We start from the raw sequence: 21,692 nt of genomic DNA, 5'->3' as shown, positions 1-21,692 counted from the left end.
GCTTATACGTTCTGCGACGTCATTTCGACGTGGCAGAACATAGGACCACATATGGAAGAAGAGATATTTGACCGCCGTGCACTACTTGAACTTGCGCGTAGCCAACATCTGATAAGTCTCGGGTCAATCTTGACACCTGAAGAAGTTGAGCGCGTCGTGAAGGTCAGTGGTACGCGGCAGCCTGGCATCAAAGGCTGGGTGCTTTTTGGCCAAATGCACCCGGAAATGTACGAACTAGGCAAAGCCGAAGGGGTATTGGCGCAATTTGTTTCGGTCGTCAAGTCAGACAGAGGTCTTCATTACCTGGTAATTGCGCAACAAATTGCAGACTGGCAGCATCGGTTCTTGATTCCACTTGTCGGCGGCACGTTGAAACGATTCATTGCTGAAGTTAAGGCCGATACCTTTCATTTATCACTGTCCGCCCCAGGGCAGCGAGCTTCACAAGTTGTCGAAAGCAGCCTTAACTCCTGCTCCTCGCTCCTTGATGTTGCTGGCATGTCAGATGATGATGAAGTCTTGGACTTGTCTGACGACACCAGGGAGATGGCGTACAGACTCCTGCAGTCTGATGCAGTCGTCATTCGATACTTGACGCCTGCGCACTTTGCATGTGTCACTGTGGGCATTGCAACTGAGCGAAAAAAGACCATTGAGGAAGGTGCCATGCGCATGGAGCTTACCGGAGGCCCTGAATCATCCTAATCAAAGTAGGTTCGATTTCGTTGTACTGATTTTCGCGGCGTCAATTTGATTGACGCCGCGTTTTCTTTGAGTGCCATGACCCCTGATGCAGGTTCAATTCGAAAGGAATTGCCTCGAGGCAATACTTTTGGGCTGCGTGGCAAGGAGACTCGGTATCCCTTCTCGCATTCATTTGCGTTGCGGAGCCTCACTCTAAGAATCTTGCCTCGAGGCAAGATTTTTCATTTTGCCGACGTTCTACTGGCCAATCTGCTCCAATCCCAAGTCAGTGATAGGAGTCTTGGCGCTGTCGCCGTCCGCATTGTGCCCAAAGCGGACGGCCAGTACGCTCCCTGTAGGGTTGCATTGGTACGTGAACAATGGATGAGAGCCCCAACCGTCACACCTCCATATGTATCAACAACCCATTCGTTCTCGACATTCATTCGTTCACAACTATCTCTATTTTCTTTGTGCAGTCAGTGAAGGTCTCGCACCCTGGGAGACAAGTTCTCGCGTGTTTACAGGCGACAATTACCCTCTTGGCATTCAACAAACATGCTGTCGAACAACAGTGAACTCTAGGGAAAATGCAATGAAAAAACAAATAGCAACCGTGGCGGCATTGCTGCTTTGTGGGGCTGCGATAGCAGATTGGAAATATCAAATAGATAAAAACTTAATGACTGATGAGGTGTATAGCACTTTTGCAGCTATCGAAAATCCAACGCAACCTTTCGGAAAAATCAACGTTATTAATCGAAAGGAAAGTGGTTTCGAAGTATCCATTACAAACGACGCATCGACTATCGACTGTCCTTCCCCTAGTTGCAGAATACTTGTTCGGTTTGATGACAACGCACCAATCTGGTTCCAGGTAAAGCCGGCTCTAAGTATATTTTTCTACATAATCAATACCGATGAGTTTGTTCACTTGGCACGCAAGGCTAGGAGAATCCGCGTTCAAGCCAATTTCATGCCAAAGGAAGGGCTCTCTTGGTCGGGAGAGCAAGTGATGGAGTTCAAAGCCACCCAGCCGCTTGTAGTGCAGCCATTGGTCAAGGGGCTGAAGTAGCAGTGATGCTTCATCGATTGCGAGACGAAGAAGGTTCGTTACCGCGAACTCGGTATCCGTGAGGTACTGATGCATGTATGGTCCTGTCAACTATCGTGTGACATGAGCGGCAGACATTGGCTTGACAGTGGCCGTCCGTTCGACGGGAAAAGGTTAGGCTGCTTCCTCGGACCCGAGTCTGCATAGAACATCGTCAGCCCATAGACCGACACGCATCTTGCGCCGAAAACTGGATGAGGCAACGGTATCCGACACTTTTAGTTTGAACGTCTTGTTTAGGCCCTTGTTTCCAACATGAGATACGGCGACTACGACTTTCCCTGACTTAATCAAAGGCTCGAGAAGCAATTTTGCTTTGCCACCACACAAGACCACATGGCTACAGCCCTGAAGCTCTTGACACACCCGTTCCACGTTTTGTGGATTTCGAATTTCTGTGTTCTTGGCTTCGGAAGCGGTGTGCCCAAGGGCTACAGCAATAGGCTCGCTGAATGCGTTGGTGATTCGATAGTCGTATCGATGCATCGAACCGAACAAAGATGGATGTGCGGCATGGAGGCGCACCAATGCCAAATCAAGGTTCTCACCAGTATCTCCGGCAACAGGTTTGCCTTTGAGCGCTTCCTCTGTGCCTGGAACGCTGAATACGAATGCCACAGGCAGGCGGCCTCGGCAGAAGTGGGCCGAGAACGAAACCAGTTGCGAGGAATGACTCATGTGCTCTGAAGTAATGTCGACCCTGCGGTCTGTAGTGCAGTTCGAAATAGTGGGGAGCGGTTTGGGCGACAAAGGGGGCTGGAGCCCTTGGGCAGTCTGAGCTTCTTCAAAATTAGCATGCTGCTACCTGATGAATTTCGGGCAAAAACCGGTTGGGTATTAGTCGCATTGCGCTGACGACGCGTTGACTTGAGACTCCCTGTTTCAGGTCGCTGATGATACGCGAATTGTTTCAATTTAGAGGCTCCATTTGAGAAAACGAATGTGGCGTCATCACGAAACCGGCAGCTTCGAATGAAAGAGGCTCCATCGGCAACCTGCGCGGTGTTCATGTCACCGTTTTGTGGCATACCTTGTTTGACGCAGACTTTACTTGGAGCCCCGTCACCAGTAATGGAATGTGGGTATGGAACAAGTTGGCACCCTGCAGTGAATGTCCTCTCCTGGTCAGGACCTCCCAGTCCGACCAATGCCAAAAGCTTAGGGACGCGACATACGACAGCGGGTCACTCAACGCTTGAATTCGTCGCACTTCTTCCTACGTTACTTGTTTCTCAGGAGGAAAGAGCGCTCGGAGTTCCGAAAAATCACCATTCGCACGCGAGGAAATCTCGTGCCACGCCCGCTGAAAGGCGGGACGCCGCATGTTTGACGCCATGCCATCTCGCCAGAAATTCCAAGTCTTTTCAGAGATGCGACCGGCCGTGTAAAGGAAGGACTGTTCGTTGCATAGGTCGAAGTAGTGGTACAGCTCATCGAAGTGTTCGATATGCTCTTCATCGTTGAGTGGTTCACCAAGAAGTGCTTTTGTCGGAAGCTTCGCCGCAAGTTCTCGGTACTCCTTTGCGAAGGAGTCTTCGAAGTTCGTGACGCTCTGCTTGTGAACGAGATACAACTGCCAAGCGGCTGCGATGGCACCCAGTGCCGTGGCGGCATTTGCGATTGCTGAAAGGATTGCTAGAGTCTCAGGTGACATGGCGCTGCATGGTTTAAAGAAGTTAACGTTACCATGCAATTTATGAGACATAGATTCCTTCGGTGCAGTCCTTCAGCGAATGACCGCACCTGGTCGAGATGTGCCTGACACGCCCGAGCCCTTTCTGGCCGTTCACGAGGGGCTCCCGGAAGTCAAGTACGCAGCGAAACCGGCTTCTGCCCAAGTTCACCCGAATGGGGGATGGGCAACCTGTCGGTCAGACTTTAAACGGCTGCCGACATTCGGCTGGGTGGCCTAAGGGACTATAGTGTTGGCCAACTTGAAACGCCGAGAAAATTAGCTCGACGCTGAGTGAATTTCGCTAAATTAGGCAAACGTGCAAAGGGATGGAAATGAGAATAATACTTACAGCTATTTTTGTGTCAGCGCTTCTTGGCGCCTGTGCGCACAACGATACAGTTATCTTCACAGATTCAAAGATTGATGCAGAGAAAGTGATTGCTCTTGATGCACCTCGTACCCCATGGGTAGTGGAAATTGAGGCTAGGCTCCGTAAAGAGGGTTTCAAGGTAATGCGATGGAGCAGCACGACGAATGTTCAGGTGCAGACTTCTGATGCGCGAAAAGAGCAGTACAGAGAGTCATCAACACGCTACATTCTCTCCATAAGAGGTTATGCAAATTCTGACGCAATGCACCGATGTTTTGGGGGTGGGTTTAACTTTAATGAATTAACAGCCGAACTCGTGGACACAAAAAGCAATGAAACCATGTTCAGTGTTACTGGTTCTGGGTATTCGGAAAACTGCCCCCCTATGTCTGGAACCCTTTTTGGCAATATTACGGACGCGGTCAAGCGGGCCTGGAAGTAAGGATGGCCGCTTGTAGGAGGGTGTAAGAAGTTTTGTGTAAACGGTTTTTGGCAGGAAACTGCCAACTTGCCTGGAGCAATGATGACCGTAGAAATGAAACCCTTGAACATCACGAATGCCGGGCGTAGACCTGGCATTCTCCGTTCGCTAATTGGCATATATGCCGATGGTAGTGAATGTGGAATCTCACGGATAGTCAAATGACATTCAATCTCGGTGGGATGTGGCTCGCCCGTCCCAAATCTCCGTTTTCAGATTGAGCCGCGTACGTCCGGAATTGGTCGAGAGTTGTCTGCCGTAAATGGTTCCCTGCTGTCCGAAGCGGGCAGTTGAGGAGCGCACTCCACAGGTCTTATCTTCATTGGTATTGGGCACGTGCGCGCGAAACCTGTTGAATAATGGCCAATGTATACAGGGACTCAACTATGAACGCTGCTGGGCGCCTTCTTTCCATTTATGACCGGCTTGTAGGTGGCAGCCGAGCCAATGACATTGCAATGGTCAACCTTTGGGCCGAAGTCTTCGACCTGCCGCCCGAATCTCAACACCTTGAAGACGATGTGGTGACTTGTCTTCAGGCCATGCGCTCAGAAATGGAATTGCTTCGCACAAAGTTGTTTGCATTGAAGGTGCCGGAAGAACTGATGCACCCCGGGATAGTGCGGTTCCGCAATGTCGCATCAACGGCCAACATCAATGCGGGATGGAACGGCCTACGGGAGGAAATTTCCAAGCCGGAAAATCGACTTATCTTCATGTGGGCTAACTGGGCACTTCGAGAGGAAGATGAAGAGGACATGCCAGACGACCAGCTAATGGACTTGCGAAGCGAACTCGACTCACTGGAGCAGGGCTTGCAAGACACTGAAATGACCCCGTACTTGAGGAACTTCGTGCAAAGGCAGGTTGACGTCATCCGTACCGCGCTTCGTGTCTATCGCGTTCAAGGGGGGAAGCCGATTGAAGAAGCCTTGCATCAAGTGGCCGGGGCCTACACCCTTGAAAAGGGCAGGGTTGAAGCCGAACGCGCTGCAGCATCGGAACCAGCACAGGGTGTCCTTGCACGAGCCGCTGCCTTCATCGATAAGACCGCGAAGGTAGCAGACAATCTGGACAGGATTAGAAAGGCGAGTGACGGCGCATGGACACTGGCAACAACTGTCGGTCCCTTGCTCGTAGCCTACATCAAAAGCTAACTGGTGACTTTCGGCTTGCGTCGACTGTTTGCCCTATTTGCATAGCTTGACCGCCAAGCACCATATCTTTGGAGTTTTACCGGCGATTGGGAGTTCTCGATGAACGACCGGTCTTGGTCGATATCGGTACGTGACTAAAGAAGACTATTCACTTGTTCCGCAAGCTCTCGCTCGTACTCCCGACCCCAATAAATGAAATGCCGTGCTTCGATAATTGTTGGCGCCCAGGGCAACGAAAGGCTTCGCACTGCCTTAAGTGCAGACGTTCCCGCGCACAGGATTGCGGCGGGCTGGACCACCCCGAGCATGAATTCCAGAACTGCTGTCGTTCGATGTTCACCCTTCAGGTTACTCAGACGTTTGCTCTGCTTCGCATGCGCATTGAGTTCAATTACACGATTCGTCACCTGCGGCACGAAGCGCTCCAGCGCTGCCCGTGAGCGGCTTAGATTGCCGTTGTGCAGCGCCTTATATTCATTTATCCATGAGGCGCGGTCCAAGCCTTTGTCTTCAGTCCAGAAGGGCCAAAAAGGGGTTGTCGCGGCAGGGTTGATGCCCACGACGGCTACATTGCATGCCAGCGGATTCCCCATGCACAGAAATGGGCGCATCTCAGGTGCATCAGCAACCAGTGCTCGCAGGGCTGAAGAGAATTCAGCCATTGCATTGCGGTGTTGTGCTATGTCAGTTTTGGAGTGGGTCAATATTTCGTGCATAACGGTTAGAGCAATTTAACACCCTGCAAGAGCGGGAGTGACCGTCTGCTTCTGGTCGGGTGACGACAGTCAGGTCAGTGCAGCGGATTCAACCGGTTGATATTGCGCAAGACCGTCGCGTGCTGTGTTTGCAGAATGCTCCCAGAGGGTCTGGTCGAGGCGCTAGATACCGCGACTGACAGAACAGTCATCCTGTCACGGTGGATGCAACCATCAACTCCGTGCAGTCGGCCAGTCGCCGGCCAAGTGAACACAGGGGGAGGAGAATAGTCATGTCGCTGCAGAAAAACTCCGGCCCCGTACGGTGGTTTGCCAGACTGATGAAGTCTGCCAACTGGCTGCAAAAGCTGCCAAACAAGCTCACGCCGCCGCCGTTTCGGCTAATGCAGATGGGCTCAGCCTTCTGGCAATCGCGGGTTCTCTTTGTTGCCGCTCGCCTTGATATAGCGACCGTGCTGGGAGACAGTCAGTTTTCAGCAGACAACATCGCCACCCGCATCTCAGCCCAACCTGACGCAACCTACCGTTTACTTCGCATGTTGTCAGCGATGGGCGTATTCGAAGAAGTGGAGCATCACTTGTTCAAAAACAACGCGCTTTCCAGCTATCTGCGGGAAGACAATCCCAAGAACGTCCGTGCCATGGTCCTGATGCACAGCTCGGAGGAGATGAGCCAGCCCTGGTATGAGCAACTGGAGCAGGGCCTGCGCAGCGGAGATGTACCGTTCAAACTCGCACACGGGATGGAGATGTATGCCTACATGGACAGCCATCCAGAATTCAACGCGCTATTTGCCCGTGCCATGGACAGCGTGGCGGCATTGACCGGCGACAGCTTCGCGACGGACTTCGATTGGGGACACTTCGAGCGCATCATTGACATTGGCGGCTCCAAGGGAAGCAAATCTCTTGCCATCCTAAAGCGGCATCCACATCTCAAGGCGCAGGTGATAGACCGTGCTGAGGTCATTCAAGGAGCCGCGCAATACTGGGCTGGGCGCGAAGCCCCAGCGCTGCTCTCCCGAATGAGTTTCGCAGCAGGTGACCTGCTAGAAGCAGTGCCTGCGGCCGCTGGCGACAAGGACATCTACCTGCTAAGTGCCGTCCTGCACGGCTTCGATGACGACACCTGCGTCAAGGCGCTGCACAACGTCGCCAACGCCATTGCTGAAACCGGCGCCCGCATTGCCTTGATGGAGATAGTTGTCCCTGAATCTCGCCCCGACCTTGCCAGCACCTCATTCGACATGCAGATGTTCATGGGAACCCGTGGAAGGGAGAGAACTCTCGCTGAATGGCAAAGCCTCTTTGACCGCTGCGGACTACTATTGGAAGAAGTAGTCAGCCTGCGGGCCATCGGGAATATTCTGGTCTTGCGTCCGAAATAATGAAGCTTCCCAGCGACAAACTGCTGCATTTCTCAGTGGGCGCAACAATAACGGTCCTCGTCGTCATCGCTACCGGCTCGCTTGCATTGGCCGGCGCCGCTGTATTGCTGGTCGGGGCCGGTAGAGAGGTCTATGATGCCTATCACCCGGACACGAACACGGCTGACATCTGGGACATGGTGGCGACCTGCGCGGGCTGGATTCCTGTGGCGCTGGTAGTGCAGTTAACCCAACTGTAAAGCAGAGCCCAGTGCCGACCTTCTGAATGTCCGGTCTGGGTTAGTTGGCGTACTGCCGTGAATGTCCGTTGTTGGTCGGGTGGCGACAGTCAAGACGCTTCCTAGGAAGCCCAAAGGTGTCCGCGAGAAGGGGTCAACTTCAGTTCTGGGCGTCCTTGGCGTCAATCACTTGTTCCACAAAGACTCCTTGAATTGTTCATATTTCTTGTTTTGCGAGAAGTCTTTATTCCTGCCACTCGGCGAACTGCATTTTCTCCACCTCGAGCAACATCACTGAGTGCTTCTCCAGCAGAGATGTCAGCTGGATTTGGTCAATGAGCTCGACAGAGTTCAGTTTCGCGTTTTTCTGGGCATGCTCGTTGAAAAACTGGTTGGTAATGCAAACCTTGGCAAATTCAACGTTCGGATGTCGGCGCTTGTAGAAGGCCTCACCGGTGACAACGTCCTTAACCGCCTCCCAACCCAACATGGCGCCATCAGTTCCGCTGGTTTTTGCCTGAACCAGTTCCCCACTTCCATTTGCCAGAGCAACAACGTCAACACCGTTGTCGTTGCTGCCGGGGGTCCGGTAACACGCGAAACCACGCTTGGTCCAAAGCACACCGGCCAGGCATTCGAAAGTTTGCCAACTCATGCGGAGCGCCACGTCAATACTCACTCGCTCGTCGATGTCTTTCCCCTCTGCTTCCGGGACAACATCCCCAATGTTGAAATCCCCCGGGCCAACATCGCCGGACCCATTGAGCATGTCGTCGGCAAGGCCTCGCTTGTAGGCAAGCAACTGGTCAAGTTTGATGTCAAACGTTGTGAAGTCCTCGGCACAGACCACAGGGTAGTAAACGTAGACGTCCTTTGTTTGCCCTATCCGGTACGCCCTGTCGGTTGCCTGGTCTTCTTTCGCAGGATTCCACGTGCGGGTGTAATGAACCACGTGATTGGCACCTTGGATGTTTACCCCGAAGCCTACCGCGACCGGTGACAACACGATTACGCCGAACCCCGGCTTGCTTTGAAAAGCCTTAATTCGCTTTTGCCGGCTGGCGGTGTGGCTCGCGGACGCGCTGGTGTCCCCGTTGATGATGTCCGGCCTAATGCCAAACGCTTCCTCAATGTAGTGCTGTAGCAGTCGCTGAATTTCACGAAATTCGCAAAAAACGATGACCTTTTCGCCCTTCGCTTTGATGACCTTAAGCTCTTTGAGTAACCAATCCAGCTTGGGCGCTTTTTCCCGATACTGTTGAATGGGCTCTGGCTTGAAAACGTTCAACCCGTAAGGACGGGGGTCGGTGCACACCACGCGAAGGTAATGAAGCAGCCCGAGGTGATTCTTGAAGGGTGTTGGGTGGGCCGGGTCGCCGCGCCGCTTAAAGCTTTCAACAGCCTTAGCGTACAGGTTGCGCTGGACCACCGAGAGCGGCAGTTTGCGGCACTCGTCAACGATAATTTTGTTCGGCAAGTCCTTGGCAACCTCGGCTTTCATGCGCCTCAAAATCTGAGGGGCTATTCGCGCTCGAAGCTCCTCGACGCGAGCAGTTTCTTCTTCCGTCTTGGCTTCAATGGGCTTGCGATAACGTTGCCCAAAATCGTTCAATGCCCCAAGAAGCCCAGGCTGAACAAAGTCGAACAGGCACCACATGTCAGCCAGCGTGTTTTCAACGGGTGTGCCGGTGCAGGCTATTCTGAAACCAACGTTTTGTTTCTTTGCGGCACGCGTCACCATCGCAGCCGGGTTTTTGATGCGCTGAGCCTCGTCGCAAACCATCAGGGACCATCGCTGCGCTGCGAACGAGAACTCGAGGTCACGAAGCGTCTCGTACGTAGTCAAGACGACCTTTGCTGCGCCAATCCAGTTCGGCCGCAGAAACTTCACGAGGCCATCCTCATCTCGCAAACGTTGGTCAATTTGCGCGCGAGGCACTCGCAGGGGCTGAAGTGCACTGCCATACGCGGTCAATATCGGAAGTGCCTCAGGCCGGAAGAATTTCCTTGCCTCTTCGGCCCAGTTTTCAAGGAGCGAAACGGGCGCCACAACAAGCATAGGTTCTACGTTTGGGTCGCGCTCGATAAGCCAGGCCATCAGGGCAAGAAGCTGAAATGTTTTTCCCAAGCCCATGTCGTCGCCAAGAATGGCACCGCGCACGTGCTGCTCAGCCTGCAGCTTGTACAGGTGTTGCATCCACGCCAGTCCTTCTCGCTGATGGGGCAGAAGGGAGAACTCTGGCTGCATAGTGGCGGGCAACTCTGGCTCTTTCGGGAAAGCTAACAGGGCTTCGCGTCGTGGTTCGTCGTAGTCGAGTGACTGAATGTTGGCCCTAAGGATGAGGCTCTTCGACGCGGTTGTTCCTTGCCGTCGCGCAGCACCTTGTTTGCTGGGGTCAAACCTACCGGCCTTAACGTCGTCGAATACTTCAGAAAACGTGGTCGTGATTCCATCGGCCTCTTGAATTGTCAGGGGCTTCGGCAACCACGGCACGCTGACGGTTGTTTCGCCTTTGGCTTTCGCGGTCACCACCGCTTTCCGAAGTTGGTCGATTACCTCCGAACTGGTCGGGACCGCCACTGGCTCAGATTCGCCGTGCGGCTGGTAAACAACTACGGGAAGGACGTTTTCAGGAAACCATCCCTCATCGTCTTTCTTTTTAGCGATGTAGGGTGAGTAATAGGGCTTCTCGATGCCGATAGCCTCTACCCGCGACGAATAGCCGCTCAAGTCGTGCACAGTGGCATAGGACACGAGCATGGGTGGCACCTGTCTCGTTTCCAGCGCCTCCTTCAGTTCTGCAAGATGTCGCGGGGTATCCCCCTGGATTTCCAGGTCATATCCTTGCCAGGCCACCAATTGATAGCCTCGAGCAATTGCAGTTTGCAGGGCCCTTACGAACGCGCCCAGGGAGGAATCATCCAGCCATTGCGTTTCGGAAGATGCGGGCCCATTTGTGTTTGCCGTCTCAATAAGCAGACCGACTCGGAGTGGATAACCAACGGCATCCCTTTCAAATACAGGGAGGAATCTCTCGTAGCCAAGACCAGCGTTCTCGCGCGCCTGCTCGAACTGGGATTCGACGATGACGTCGACCGCATCGTCGCCGAGGGTCGCATAGGGGTTAAGCAAGAATGCCTGTGCCCGAGAACCAGCAACACGCCGCCCCGGCAGGCGCTTAACCTCCTCCAGAACCGTCCGCACTTTGGGCGCAATGAGCACTTGGACGATGCCTTCGTCCGTCACGATGTCGTAGCGGTCCCGAACATCCCGATTGCTATCGAACGCATTTAGCCACCCAGCCGGTGCACCCTCGAAGCTAGGCTCGATTTCAATGACTCTGTCGTCTGAAACATGTTCGGACCTGCGCAACCCAATTTGCAGCCTTTCGGGTGTGATGACAACGCATCGGTGCAAGAAATCGTCCAGCCTTGCGTTGGCCGCTAACGCCAGCTTCCTTATGCGACCCCACGCCTGCCGATGTGTCAGGTTGTCGCGCTGGTCAGGACGACGTTTCGCAAATGCGACAACCTCTTTGAATAGTACCCATTGAGCCGGGCGCATGAGCTCAACTTTGTCACCGCTTGTCATCAGCGGGCCAACAAGCTCCCACTGTGATGAGCCACCGGTATCGTCGCTCCAGCCCGAAATTGCTACCGAAAAATCCGTGTCGGTCAAAGAATTCCTGCTTCGCAAGGCTGGACGCGATTGGGTGAGGTGGGGAAGTGAAAGCAGACCGGCCAGTGCACCGTTTGCCGGCTCCTCCAACGCCGAATACAGCGAGTCCCAATCCACGATGTAGCCGTCCGCGGTTTCGACGGCGTGTCCATCGTCCGCCAACTGGGTCATGAAACCATCGACCAGGGGGCTCTCGATGTGTAAGCCGCAAGAACTCTCGCCGCGGCTCAGATGAACGCCGCTTGCGGACCAACTTCGGACCCAGTGGTTTCCAGAGGGCTCTCCGGATTTTTTGAATAGTTTGAACATTGGTATCCTTACTTCCACCAACCCTTGCCGGGCTTGTGATGGAAGCCCCACTTCGTCAATAGCTGTGTGACGTAAAGGTCATCCGCAGCAGTTCGAACCCACAGGCTACCCCCGACAGCGACTTTGTCGTCAACTTGAAAGCCACGTTCTTTCGCGACCTTGGTCAGTCTGGCACGCGTATAGGGCCGAGTTAAATCCGCAGCATCCTGAAATGCCTGAGGCGTGGCCCTAAGGTCGGGCTCCACGGGAGGACGCGCCACTGACTCTGGCTGCTTTGCCACACGCACCACCCGAGGTTTTTGTGCATCTGGGCTTATTCCAAAGTGCTGATGCAATGTAGCGTCGAACATTGGTTCCCACGCGTCCCAACCATGTATGCCGTCTTGGTGGCTCTGCCACAAAATGGCCTTATCTTTCTGTTTGAGAGAGTTTTGGCTGCGACTGCCCAACGTCAGAGGCTCAGTAGTGTTGAACGGCAGCTCTGTGCGGGCGTCATAGCCGTACAACGCGTTGCCCATTGCACTGAATTCGACAGCGACGAGCGTACCCATGGTCATGATGAAAGCGTTGTTCGTTCCCGACGCATCCAGCTCACAAATAAGCCCGGCCATTTTTTTACGTAAGACAACAAAATCTCTCTCACGCGAACACCTTGCCGAAGAGCCCAAAGCAAACTGAATGTGGTCGATGGACTTGACGTATCTCTTCCAAAACTCCATACGTCGCGGGTCCGCCGTTCCGTCTTCAGCGAGCTTGGTGAAAAACGTCTCAATGAACTCAAGTTTCAGCCAATCCGCAACCATGGAGCGCGATTCTTCCGTGACTCCACCCCATCGCATTTCGTTCGATGGCAACCAGGGATTGCCCCACCAAAGCACGGAGGAGTCTCGCAAGTCTGGATGCAAATGCCCCCCTGGCACCTTGGCGTACCGGTCGAGCACCAGGATGAGGCCACGGTCTCTAAGGACTTCGTTGTCGGCAAGAAGAGTCAGAAGACGCGGTATCAACGCCTGAAACTGGGCATTGCCCAATTTGGTGGCACCGTTCACCTGCGCCAGCACCAGTTCCCGCAGAAACCAGGATGCCCGACCAATTCCCAAGTGCTTGCAAAGATGGTCAATTGCACTTGTGTCGCCGCGAAGAAGTATGTCGACGTAAGGGTCACAGGGGTTTTCGCGGAACACCTGACTGTTGCCAAACGCGGTAGCTACCCAGTCGGGGTTCGCGTGCTTGTCAGAAATTAGTCGAGTGTTTTCATTTAGGTAGTCGCGCAACTGTTTCCAATTCTGGCGCCCGACCGCTGGTGCAGTTCCATCGATTCCGTCGTAGGTGAAGTAGCTCTTGACCAAGCCCTGAAAACACCGCCGAAAAGCAATCGGACGGGATTTCCACGCTCCGACACCGTCCAACACACACTGAAATCGCGAACGGTCTTCCAATATGCAGGGGCCACCTTGGCGATGCGGAACACATAGGCCCCACGACAACTGGTAGGCATCGCGGAACGACTGAATGGACTGGCTGTCCCAAAATCGCCGCACGGCTTCGAATTGGTGGTCCGCCGGCACTTTCCCGCTTTCCCGTGCATTCGACCGTTTTTCCATCTCCGCGAGCACTTCATCGATATCGCGAGTAACCGTCATCTGGCGCGCACCTTCCGCCGTCCCGGGGCGCAGCAGCGCTTCGAGCTTGTTCAAGGAATTCATGGCAGTGCGCATTCCCCGAAGTTTCCAGACTGTTCCATCGGGGCCGCCTTCTTTTCATCTACGCCGAGGAATTCCAGGCGCATCTCTACGCGCCGACTTTCTTCATCGGTATTCTTTGCCGCATTGAATGAGTAGCCCCCCACAAGGAAAAGGCTTCGCACACTCTCCTTCTGGTCGGTCGATAATTGGTTCAGGCCCGTTGTTGCGAACATCGCGCAAAGCACTCGTTGACTGCGTTGCAGGCTGAGGTTGAGGTTGCTGAGGTAGCTCCCTCTCTTGTCCGTGTACCCCTCAACCACAATTCGCTTGAGGACGCGTTTTCCAAGTTCGTCATTGGCCAGGTTGATGATTTCGGGAACAAATTGACGCAGCACGCTGTCCTGCCCCCCACCGAGACTGGATTTCCCCAAAGCGAAGCGCGCCCTTTCGCCGAAATCGATAACGTTGTGGACCTTGTCGACGGTGATGCCCTCGTAGTGCTTTGACGCCTCGTCAAACCGCTCAAGAATCCGCTTGATATCCTGTTGATGCTGCGCTTCCTTCCTTTCCCGTTCACTGACGTTCTTAGTCACGGCGAGAAGTGCCACGCACATGACAACGAGGAATAAGACCATCAGAGCGGTCATGAGGTCGGCGAAAGAAATCCAGAACGGCTTTTCCGCTTCGTCGCGACCGCCGCGCCTGACCACAATCCTTGAGCCAAACATCGCTTAGGCCCTAGTGGGCGTAAGCGCGCCCATCGAAGCAAGCGTGATTTCCAGCTCACCGACGCCGGCGGACAACATGGCCACCGCCGACGTCAGTTTTGTATGGAACTCAGTGTTCGCAGTATTGAGAGTGCGCTTGACCTCGGTTGCGAAAGTGGTATGCGCGTCACCGAGAACACGACTTACCCCATCCAGATATTCATCGGCAGCTTTCTGTGCTGTACCTAATCGTTCTGCGGACCTTTCTATGCGGGCAAGAATGTCCCCGGTCAGCGATGCTTCCTTGCGGGCCAAATCAACCGTGGAACGCAGTTCTGTCACCAACAGTCCAACCGCATCACGTTGACTTCGGTAGTCTCGCAGGACTTCTTGAAGCGCGACGCCTCCAGTGGTGAGAGAGGCAGACGTTTCCGTAAGCTTAGCGGACACGTTGGCGGCTTGGCCCATCACGTTGCTTACCTTGTCCCCAGCGTTCGCAAAGTTCTTCGAAGCCGTGTTAAGCACTTCGGCGCCGGCGTTCATCTTGTCCACCGATGATGTTGTTACGGTCGTCAGCGTTGCGACGTTTTGCGCCATCTGCGCGGAAACCGCGCTCATTTCTTTGACTGCCCCTTCCATCGATGCCGACATGCTGTTCACGGCGGTGCTTGCCCGGTCAGTCATTGACTGCTCACGAGAGCGATTGCCTTCAAAGACTTGCTTCTGTGACTCACTTAGGGTTGCCAACATGTTGGCAACCTGTGTACCGATAGTCTCCAAGGTGGACTGGAGCTTTGTACTGGTTTCGGACTGCGAGGACGCAACCAATTGTTGAATCTGGTCGACGAACGATTGCGACTGCAAGTTCATGGCTTCCTGCCGGGACTCCATCTTCTCAATCGCTTGTGCCATACGCTCGGCCATCGTATCGGTTGACCGCTGGCTGGACTCCTCTAGATTGGCGACGAGCACTTGGAGAGTGGTCACGGCGGCTTGAATGCTCTGGGCGGTCTGCTGGTTCAGGTCGCTGAGGCCGGCGATTTGGCCCCCAAACAAATCATTCAGCCGTTGGCTGAAGCTCGTCATGACGTCTTGCAACATGCGGACAGCGTTTGCGCTTTGGTCCCCACTCGCCGACTTCACAGTGTTGGCGATATCCTGCATAGGCCCGTAAAGACTCTGCTGAATGCTCTCCGCAATCGCCGTTGCGAGCGCTTGGTTATCCTGCCGTGCAGCCTCGACCTGTTGGCGAGAAGTCTCTGCCATTCTCTCGGCAAGGTGATTCTGCTGTTCCTTCGCCGATGCAATTTGAGCACCCGTGAGTTCCCGCAACAAGTCGCCCAATTCCCCGACGAGGGCGTCCTTAAGAATTTTGGCTTGGCTGGCGGACTCTTCTGATGATTTCACAAGCCGCGACAGGTACTCTTCACCGGCACCGGAGTCAAAGCGTGCGTCGATGGCATGGGCTATTGCTTCCGTCCTGCGATACAAGGACGATAGTAGAAACTTTTCGAACAGGGTCACAACCATTGCGGTGGTGATTGCAGCAGCTGAAATCAGGAATGCTTCACTGACGGAGTGCATCAACGACTCAAGGCTTGTTCGAACAACGGCGGCGTTCTCTGTTACTTGAAAGAGCTTTAGCCCACTAATCAAGCCCGTGAACGTTCCGATAATTCCGATGCCCGTGAAAAGACCCGGCAGGTGCTTGAAGAACTCTGTGCGAAGGCGACTATCAACGACGTACTGGCTGTTGAAATAGACCTCGGCAGGCACGGTCGCGCGAACCGCCAGCGTGACCATCTGCCCGTCTCTCTCCTCGACTTGCGTATGCAACGAGTCCTGATATTCCTTCCACAGGTGGGCGAGCCGCGCATCTGCCGCGAAGATAACCTTGAACGCGTTCGCGACGTTCTTGTTTTCAATCCTTCCTATCTCTTTCTGCAGCGAACGCAGTCGGTTCAGATGCAAAAGGCCCGGGACCAGAAATACGGTGAGGAATACGACGATGAGGACCAGGAGCGTTCCTCCCGTGACCAGCACCTGAGGGGGTGCATTCAATATTGAGTCTAAAACATTCACTTGGACGTCCGTCCCTTCTTCGTTTTTTCAGTTGCAATGCGTTCGGACTCAGCCACGAATCCGTGTTCTTGGTTTCTAAGGAGGCGACAACTCTTGTGACGCGAGGGGGTCTCCAGCATGTTCGTAAGCGAACGATTCTCGTGAGCGGCAGCAGTCTCGAGCAACCGCTTGAAGCGACCGGAGAACCGAGAGCCGGATTCCGCAGCTACCACCCCATAGATTTGAGCGCACATACGCTCAAAGTCGGCACCGCTCTTTGGCGGAGGGAATTCAAAAGGAGCGCTATGCAATCAATGTACTCCGCATTTATATAGGGGGAAGGCAGCTTGGGCGCATGCGCTCATTGAGACTTTCCTTGCCAAATAGTCTGGCCCTCACGTCCAGTTTTGAAACAATAGCTTTTCGGATACCCCCAGGCTTGCCAAAGGCGGTCGAAAGACTTTTGAAGCGCCAGAGGAACGCTTGACGGCCGCTCCTCCAAATACACATCAGGAAGCTGCAGGATGGGCGTGTGGACGCGTACAGGAGCGACGTTGTCGAGGTTCTCATTCGCGTCCCGGCTAATGCTCTGGGCTCGGTAACGATGGGCGCCCACAATAGCCATTCTTATCGTCACTGGGTAGCCCAGCGACAGCAGCTCTACAGTACGGTTAAGTGCATTTTCAAGAAACTCAACAAACAATGCTTCGATTTGTTCATAAAAGATAAATTGCTCTCTGCCTTGCTCTGGAGCGTGGGGAACGAGTTCGCCGACAGCTTCGACAAGGCCAGACCGAAAGACAAGTGTGGCACTCCTCACCTCACCTAATTCGCTGCCGACCGGGCGATGATGCAGCGCTCCTTCAAAAGTGTGTGTACAGAACGCGCTGCGGATACCCGGCATGGTCCAAAACTGGCCTGGCTGGCTGAATTCTGATATATCAACTTCTTCACCATCCAAGAATGCCCGATTGGGCACTATGTGCAATACAACCTTTGGTGAATCGGTCAGATTAACTGGAAATGTGTCGGCCAAAATGTCTGAGTACCGGCGGGCAAAGAAACTTGTCACACGGTCCTCCCGCCCAAACGCCTCGGCAAACTTTGAGCGAATTCCAGAGACGTCCAGGCCTCGCTTCGAACGGCTCTCCCTGACATAGAACTGCCCATCAGGCTTTACACGGTGGATGCCGACTATCGACCGCGGCACTCTTGCCACCAGTACTCTTCCGCCCTGAACGTCAATGGCACGCATAACGATGCCGTGTAGTTTTGGCTCAAGACCATCATTCAGCGTATTTGTAAGCCTTAGAATTTCAGCATCTGGACTAAATGTTTGAGGCACGATTGATTCTGCTTGGCCATCTGCCGTCTCAGAGAGCCCGAAGAGCATGTCTCCGCCCTGAGTATTTGCAAGAGCACAAATGTCAGCCAAAAACTCTTTGCGAGCATCTCGGTCGGAGCCTACCAGCTGGCTTTTGAATTCAAGGGTAGTGCTTTCCTCTGCACCTGCGATTATCAGATTCTGGATATCGTTTTCCGTAATGGCGTCTATGGTTTTTGGAATCATGTTGCGAGTTGGTCAGTGACCGCCCTGCGAACATTTGCGATTTCGGAAAAGTTTTGAGCCATATATCCCTGGGTTATTTCTTATCGATTGGTTTGACTGCTTTGACGGCCGGCGGGGGTGTCGGTATCGGTGCCAAGTGAAGCTTTTTGGCGTGCTCGCGCACCATGACCTCAAACATGTTGGTCAGGCTGCGGTGTTCGGTGGCGGCACAACGCTCCCAGAGGTCTCGAACCTCGGGGGTCATTTTTAGCGTCGTCGCTTCTGTCTTAGTCTTGGGGCGTGCCATCGTGAAGTATTTAGCGTAATCATTTTATATTTCAAACGGATATACGCTATCACGGGCGCCAACAGAACGCAAGCTCATTCTGGTGGATTGCCGGAATGGCGTTCAGTCCACGCTCTCGGGGACTTGGGCAGGACCTCATCAAACCCCGGCCCTTGTGATTGCCGAGCACGCAAAAAACAGCACTTGCGGTGTCGTTAGCAACGACCTAAGCCCCCCCGCGCCCAATGCGGACGCTCAATGAATGCAAGAAGGAAGTTGCATCCCCGGATTGTTGGTGTCGTTGACTGCAATTAGTTAGATAGCGGAATTCTTCTCTTTGCGACGACGTGAAATGGCGCCCATCAAACCCAAGCCAGCCAACATCATGGTGTAGGTTGCTGGTTCTGGCACGGCTGCAACAGGGGCCATGGACAGCATGAAGCCGTGGTACTCCTGCCTTACGCTGCTGTAGGCATTGCCTACAATCCATCCGCTATCGTTAATGTCATTTGCACTGGTCAGCACCCACCCTGCACTAAGGTAGCTGGCATCAAGAAGACTGTTAAGGTCGATTGCCGTTGTGCCGTTCCAGAGGGTGGCGTGTGGGTATAAATCGCCTATGACGCTTGAAACCCCTACGACTTGCCCTGCATTGTTGATTGCATAGCCGTAGCTGTTATTGCCGCCCAAGGTACCAAGGTCCGTGATGGTTGTGCCATTCCAGAGGGTTGCGTGACCAACAACGTCTCCCGCGAGGTAGGAATACCCCACAACATGACCGGCATCGTTGATTGCTCGGGCTTCGCTGCGGCTTCCGCCCAAGGTACCAAGGTCTGTGGTGGTAGTGCCGTTCCAGACGGTGGCGTGCACTGCAGCATCTCCGAGAGTGGACGCGAATCCTGCGATTTGGCCTGTTTTGTTGATGGAATAAGCAGCACTGTTTGCGCCGCCCAAAGTGCCGAGGTCGGTCGCCGTGGTGCCATCCCACCGGATGGCGCGCAATGTTCCGCTTGGTGTTTGTTGCCACCCGACAACCTCGCCAGCGTCGTTGATGGATTGAGCATAGTTGTATATGCTGCCCCCCAGGCTGTCGAGGATGACCCCGGTTCCCGTTGCGCTAATCCAGACGGCCCCTTGCAGATTGGTCCCGTAGCCTCCAAAAATAGAAATCCCTGCCACTTGACCGACATTGTTGATGTCGTTGCCAATGCCGCCGGTCCTACCCAAGGTACCTAGGTTGGTGACAGTTGTGCCAGTCCAGATGACGGGGTTCCCGTCGTATGACGCGAACCCAGCGACTTGGCCGACATTGTTGATAGCATTTGCCTGGCTACTCCCCAAGGTTAGCGCCCCAAGGTCGGTGAAGGTATAGCCTGCGTATGCCTGACCTGCGCAGGCCGTCAACACAAAGGCTGCGCCCATGCTGAGCCTGAATACCTTTGATGCCATGGATTGTCCTTATTTGAAAAGCGGTAGCGTTGAGTAGGGCGGAACGGCAACGCCCCCATTTCAGTCAAGCTCAATTCCAACCTGTGTCTTTACCAGACACTGACGGCTGGGTTGAACATAAAATTCAACTGATATCTCGATGAACAGAACCGCTCAAAATAGTATGAGCCGGGATGACCGCAAACTTATGCAGTCCGGTCAGAGTATTAGGGGAATCTGTGTACTGCTTCACGTTTCTGCCAATTGTTCAGGGCGGGCCTGTCCATGCGACTATGCTTGGGAGGAGACAGCTCAGAGGAAAAGGACTTGGCAAATTTGCGTTGCCAATCACTGGGAGGCGGCGAACGCCGGCGGGCCAAAGCCTTCAAAGTTCTCAAAAAGTATCACGCTAACTGAAACCATTTGACGCATGGGGGCGGTGGTAACCATCGCACACTCCTGCCGTTCTGGGCGCGTCCTTCTCGTTGTCGCCACCCTGTAGCCAACCTTCATAAAAAAATATAGTGGTTCACTATAATTTTCTATAAGCCCTTGAACGAACGACTTGGGGGCAGCCGTGAGTTTGATTTCAGACACGCCGCCATCAGTCTTGCTCATCGAGCTTATCAAGCCCCAGCTCCGTTATTGCGCTCTTGCCATGCAGTCGTTGAAAGGGTGGCACCGGGCCATAGAGGTCCGGCAAGGCCTCATGAGCGGACTCAATATTGAGAAGCGTCGGATAGTGCCGAAGCAGCCAGCTCGCGATGCGCTGCAGCTCTGCCGAGTCCCATGGCGCCCGCGCAGGGTCCGCCAGTTGGCTGAGAAACTGTTTGCATTCAATCAGAGTGCGGGTGCGCTCGTAGGGTGTTGTCATGACGGGTCCTTTCTTACCGGCACGGTAGGTCACCCTTCTTCCGCGAATTTTTTTGCTATTGAAATCAGCGCTCCGTACGCGCTTCCGTTGTCTGAGCTGGCCGGAGCGTACCGGTGCTGCAAATACTCCACCGCTGGCTCTATTTCCACCGCCGTCAACCCGGCCTTATCTGCCGCATCGCTGAGCACACGGGCGTCTGGATGCTCGTAACTATCAGCTTGGTCACCAAGCGCCGATAGCGCGTAAAGGTATACCGCTTCAAACGCAAAATCAGCTCTCGACCGCCAGGGTGTCGCTTCTCGCTGTGCATCTTGCAGAAAGGCCGCTGCTATCGCGCGTCGGCCTTGCGATTTATCGGCTTCTGTTTCGGTCATGTTTATCTCCAGTTTTCGTTTGAAGCTACAGTCATTTCATGAAAACGATTGCTGCGACGGCAGCAACGAATGCGACAAGGATGCCCAGCACTATTCCCCAGATTACAAAATTGGCAACGCGCTCCTCTCGCTTCCCTTCCTTTGCTTTCAACACTTCAACGGCATCCGCCAGCTGCGCCTTTACGCGCTGGAGCTCTTGAGCTTCTTCTGCTGTGCGTACGACCTTTGTGCTTACACGCCTCCAATTCGGTGCGTCGATTCGTGCGAGCTCTTCGCTATCCGCCTGCCTCTCCTGCGGAGTAAGCCGAACGATGCCGTGCTCGTCGCGGCGAGCCTTCAGCTTCTCAAATTCGTCGCCGCTATCCTTGAGATGTTCAAACGCCTTGTGTGCCGCCTTAGCTGTGAACAAGTGGTCGTTTTTTGGGTCGAAAATTGCATGGTCTGCGCGCAGGTGCATGACGTTGGTTTTGTCACCAAGTTTCCTAATTACGTCGTTAAAACGCTGCTTGTCCGTGTTTGCCTGACTTGCTGTCAAGCCCGCTGGTTCTTTTGTCATTTCCGCAAATCGACCAGAGCGATAACGGGCCGCTTTGTCAGCAGCAGACAGGGGAGCCCTCGGCGTAATAGCCCTCAAATCCAGAACGGCGGGGAGCCGAGCGTTCTCGGCTTCGTCGCAAAGTGCACGAACGCGAGCCATGTCCGTCGTGGACATCACGCCGTATGTACTCAGCTCATCAGCCGTGTCCAGGAGCTCCTGGAGGATGCGTGCGTCTTCACTGGTTCTTTTCTTGTCACCAGATTTGCCGAAGCCCTTGGATTTCGGCACGCACAGCGTGCGCAGCCAGGCAATTGTGCGGAAAGGCCACGCCTGGTGCAGCCACAAGTGAAGGCGAAGGCGGGTCTCAGGCCAGTCCATCACAGCGGCTCCCATGCCCCA

20 protein-coding genes are annotated in these 21,692 nt (G+C 54.1%); 6 read left to right on the top strand and 14 right to left on the bottom strand.

The features are described 5' to 3' along the window. The first annotated feature begins 51 nt into the window (after positions 1–51). Both Q7T10_RS16225 and Q7T10_RS16220 read left to right on the top strand, forming a co-directional pair. Positions 52–705 (top strand): hypothetical protein, encoded by a 654-nt coding sequence (locus Q7T10_RS16225; RefSeq protein ID WP_304750320.1) that lies wholly within the window; start codon positions 52–54, stop codon positions 703–705. Between the two features lie 574 nt (positions 706–1,279). After that, positions 1,280–1,759: a hypothetical protein gene (locus Q7T10_RS16220; protein WP_304750319.1), complete on the top strand. Its 480-nt coding sequence runs from the start codon at positions 1,280–1,282 to the stop codon at positions 1,757–1,759. A gap of 153 nt (positions 1,760–1,912) precedes the next feature. On the opposite strand, the gene Q7T10_RS16215 is transcribed toward Q7T10_RS16220, so the two are convergent. Both Q7T10_RS16215 and Q7T10_RS16210 read right to left on the bottom strand, forming a co-directional pair. Further along, entirely contained in the window at positions 1,913–2,476 is a 564-nt protein-coding gene (locus Q7T10_RS16215) for a hypothetical protein (protein WP_304750318.1), read from the bottom strand. 538 nt (positions 2,477–3,014) lie between these two features. Continuing rightward, a complete protein-coding gene (locus Q7T10_RS16210; protein ID WP_304750317.1) occupies positions 3,015–3,452 on the bottom strand; it encodes a hypothetical protein in 438 nt (145 codons plus the stop codon). 353 nt (positions 3,453–3,805) lie between these two features. On the opposite strand from Q7T10_RS16210, the gene Q7T10_RS16205 reads away from it, so the two are divergent. Both Q7T10_RS16205 and Q7T10_RS16200 read left to right on the top strand, forming a co-directional pair. Continuing rightward, positions 3,806–4,285, top strand: a complete 480-nt coding sequence (locus tag Q7T10_RS16205; RefSeq protein ID WP_304750316.1) for a hypothetical protein — start codon at positions 3,806–3,808, stop codon at positions 4,283–4,285. A gap of 425 nt (positions 4,286–4,710) precedes the next feature. Further along, positions 4,711–5,481 carry a hypothetical protein gene (locus Q7T10_RS16200; RefSeq protein ID WP_304750315.1) on the top strand — a complete coding sequence of 257 codons (771 nt, stop codon included), beginning with the start codon at positions 4,711–4,713 and terminating at the stop codon, positions 5,479–5,481. A 134-nt stretch (positions 5,482–5,615) separates the two neighbouring features. Here Q7T10_RS16200 and Q7T10_RS16195 read toward each other — a convergent pair whose 3' ends face one another. Then, entirely contained in the window at positions 5,616–6,197 is a 582-nt protein-coding gene (locus Q7T10_RS16195) for a hypothetical protein (RefSeq protein WP_304750314.1), read from the bottom strand. Positions 6,198–6,469: 272 nt separating this feature from the next. Between Q7T10_RS16195 and Q7T10_RS16190 the strand changes: the two genes are divergently transcribed. Together Q7T10_RS16190 and Q7T10_RS16185 are read left to right on the top strand one after the other, a co-directional pair. Next, positions 6,470–7,585 (top strand): methyltransferase, encoded by a 1,116-nt coding sequence (locus tag Q7T10_RS16190; RefSeq protein ID WP_304750313.1) that lies wholly within the window; start codon positions 6,470–6,472, stop codon positions 7,583–7,585. Further along, the gene (locus Q7T10_RS16185) at positions 7,585–7,824 is read left to right on the top strand and encodes a hypothetical protein (protein WP_304750312.1); all 240 of its coding nucleotides are present in this window, start codon (positions 7,585–7,587) and stop codon (positions 7,822–7,824) included. Before Q7T10_RS16190 ends, Q7T10_RS16185 begins: the two co-directional genes overlap by 1 nt. Before the next feature lie 223 nt (positions 7,825–8,047). On the opposite strand, the gene Q7T10_RS16180 is transcribed toward Q7T10_RS16185, so the two are convergent. From Q7T10_RS16180 to Q7T10_RS16130, 11 genes are all read right to left on the bottom strand, one after another. Beyond that, entirely contained in the window at positions 8,048–11,791 is a 3,744-nt protein-coding gene (locus Q7T10_RS16180) for an SNF2-related protein (RefSeq protein WP_304750311.1), read from the bottom strand. 8 nt (positions 11,792–11,799) lie between these two features. Further along, the gene (locus Q7T10_RS16175) at positions 11,800–13,497 is read right to left on the bottom strand and encodes an EH signature domain-containing protein (protein ID WP_304750310.1); all 1,698 of its coding nucleotides are present in this window, start codon (positions 13,495–13,497) and stop codon (positions 11,800–11,802) included. Beyond that, positions 13,494–14,204 carry an OmpA family protein gene (locus Q7T10_RS16170; RefSeq protein WP_304750308.1) on the bottom strand — a complete coding sequence of 237 codons (711 nt, stop codon included), beginning with the start codon at positions 14,202–14,204 and terminating at the stop codon, positions 13,494–13,496. Before Q7T10_RS16170 ends, Q7T10_RS16175 begins: the two co-directional genes overlap by 4 nt. Positions 14,205–14,207: 3 nt before the next feature. Beyond that, complete coding sequence (gene zorA / locus Q7T10_RS16165) at positions 14,208–16,265, bottom strand: anti-phage ZorAB system protein ZorA (RefSeq protein ID WP_304750306.1); 2,058 nt, start codon at positions 16,263–16,265, stop codon at positions 14,208–14,210. Between the two features lie 340 nt (positions 16,266–16,605). Then, positions 16,606–17,814 (bottom strand): helix-turn-helix domain-containing protein, encoded by a 1,209-nt coding sequence (locus tag Q7T10_RS16160; protein ID WP_304750305.1) that lies wholly within the window; start codon positions 17,812–17,814, stop codon positions 16,606–16,608. A 73-nt stretch (positions 17,815–17,887) separates the two neighbouring features. Then, positions 17,888–18,100: a hypothetical protein gene (locus tag Q7T10_RS16155; RefSeq protein WP_304750304.1), complete on the bottom strand. Its 213-nt coding sequence runs from the start codon at positions 18,098–18,100 to the stop codon at positions 17,888–17,890. Positions 18,101–18,394: 294 nt separating this feature from the next. Next, entirely contained in the window at positions 18,395–19,528 is a 1,134-nt protein-coding gene (locus Q7T10_RS16150) for a PEP-CTERM sorting domain-containing protein (protein ID WP_304750303.1), read from the bottom strand. A 327-nt stretch (positions 19,529–19,855) separates the two neighbouring features. Further along, on the bottom strand, positions 19,856–20,125 hold the full coding sequence (locus Q7T10_RS16145) for a hypothetical protein (protein WP_304750301.1): 270 nt from the start codon (positions 20,123–20,125) through the stop codon (positions 19,856–19,858). Then, positions 20,112–20,381 (bottom strand): BPSL0761 family protein, encoded by a 270-nt coding sequence (locus Q7T10_RS16140; protein ID WP_304750300.1) that lies wholly within the window; start codon positions 20,379–20,381, stop codon positions 20,112–20,114. Before Q7T10_RS16140 ends, Q7T10_RS16145 begins: the two co-directional genes overlap by 14 nt. A gap of 29 nt (positions 20,382–20,410) precedes the next feature. Further along, positions 20,411–20,755 carry a hypothetical protein gene (locus Q7T10_RS16135; RefSeq protein WP_304750298.1) on the bottom strand — a complete coding sequence of 115 codons (345 nt, stop codon included), beginning with the start codon at positions 20,753–20,755 and terminating at the stop codon, positions 20,411–20,413. A 31-nt stretch (positions 20,756–20,786) separates the two neighbouring features. Next, entirely contained in the window at positions 20,787–21,671 is an 885-nt protein-coding gene (locus tag Q7T10_RS16130) for a hypothetical protein (protein WP_304750297.1), read from the bottom strand. Positions 21,672–21,692 lie beyond the last annotated feature (21 nt).

It is taken from the genome of Rhodoferax sp. (assembly GCF_030646845.1).
Classification (GTDB): domain Bacteria; phylum Pseudomonadota; class Gammaproteobacteria; order Burkholderiales; family Burkholderiaceae_C; genus Rhodoferax.
This window is presented reverse-complemented; position numbering and strand designations above follow the sequence as displayed.